Raw genomic sequence first — 1,557 nt, 5'->3', positions numbered from 1 at the left:
AAACGGCTGGGCATAGCCGACCTTTACAAGAGTCAGAAGGATGCCGTGTGGATGCTCAAAACCAACAGTGGCGGCATCTGCGACCACGAGGTGGGAGCGGGAAAGACACTCATCATGTGTACGGCTGCCTACGAGATGAAGCGATTGGGACTGGCAAACAAGCCGATGATTATCGGACTGAAAGCAAACGTCTTTGATATTGCCGACACCTTTAGGAAAGCTTATCCTAATGCTAAGGTACTCTATCCGGGTAAGAACGATTTTAATAAGCAGAACCGCCAACGTATCTTCAACGACATCAAGAACAACGACTGGGACTGTATTATCTTGACGCATGAACAGTTCGGCATGATACCGCAGGCATTGGAGATACAGGAGGCTATCCTTCAGAAGGAGATGGACTCCGTGGAGGAAAACCTCGAAGTCCTGCGTATGCAAGGAGCGGACATCTCCCGTGGGATGCTCAAAGGTTTGGAGAAACGCAAGCAGACTCTTGAAGCGAAGTTACAGGGGATTCAGGACAGTATAGCCGAAAGAAAAGACGATGCCGTGGATTTCAAGATGATGGGTATTGACCACCTATTCGTAGATGAGTCGCACCAGTTCAAAAACCTCATGTTCAATACCCGCCACGACCGTGTGTCGGGTTTGGGCAATCCCGATGGCTCACAGCGAGCCTTGAATATGCTCTTTGCCATACGCACCATACAGGAGCGGTCGGGCAAGGATTTGGGAGCCACTTTCCTTTCAGGAACGACCATCAGCAACTCACTTACGGAGCTGTATCTGCTTTTCAAATACCTGCGCCCGCAGGCTTTGGAGAAGCAGGGTATCAACAGCTTTGACGCATGGGCGGCGGTCTTTGCCAAGAAATCGACCGACTATGAGTTCTCCATCACCAATGAGATTATCCAGAAGGAACGCTATCGTACCTTCATCAAGGTGCCAGAGCTGGCGGCGTTCTATGCGGAGATTTGCGACTTTCGCACAGCCAAGGACATCGGTATCGACCGCCCTGAAAAGAATGAGATTCTGCATAATATACCACCCACGCCCGAACAGGAGGTGTTTATCGGCAAACTGATGGAGTTTGCCAAGAGTGGCGATGCCACGCTTTTGGGACGAGCACCACTGAGTGAGAGCGAGGAAAGAGCAAAGATGCTGATTGCAACAGACTACGCCAGAAAGATGAGCCTTGACCTCAGAATGATAGATGAAAATGCTTACTCAGATCATATCGACAACAAGGCAAGCCATTGTGCCAAGATGCTCAATGACTATTACCGAAAGTTCGACGCACAGAAAGGTACACAGTTCGTTTTCTCTGATTTAGGGACTTATAAGCCCGGTGGAGACTTCAATGTCTATTCGGAAATCAAGAGAAAGTTGGTGGAAGACTATCATATCCCATCCTATGAAATACGCTTCATTCAGGAATGCAAGAACGAGAAAGCAAAGAAGGCAATGGTAGATGCGATGAACCGCGGTGATATTCGCATTATCTTCGGTTCTACGTCCATGTTGGGCACAGGTGTGAATGCACAGCAACGTGCCGTA

At 49.0% G+C, this 1,557-nt stretch carries 1 protein-coding gene; it reads left to right on the top strand.

Going from position 1 to position 1,557, the window contains the following annotated elements; all coding sequences use genetic code 11:
- A partial coding sequence (locus JCM12259_RS12760; RefSeq protein ID WP_025066725.1) for a helicase-like domain-containing protein occupies positions 1-1,557 on the top strand: 1,557 nt, incomplete at both ends.

Source organism: Hoylesella enoeca JCM 12259 (assembly GCF_000613405.1).
GTDB lineage: Bacteria > Bacteroidota > Bacteroidia > Bacteroidales > Bacteroidaceae > Prevotella > Prevotella enoeca.
Note: the sequence above shows the minus strand (reverse complement) of the source record. Positions and strands in the feature narration are given on the sequence as shown.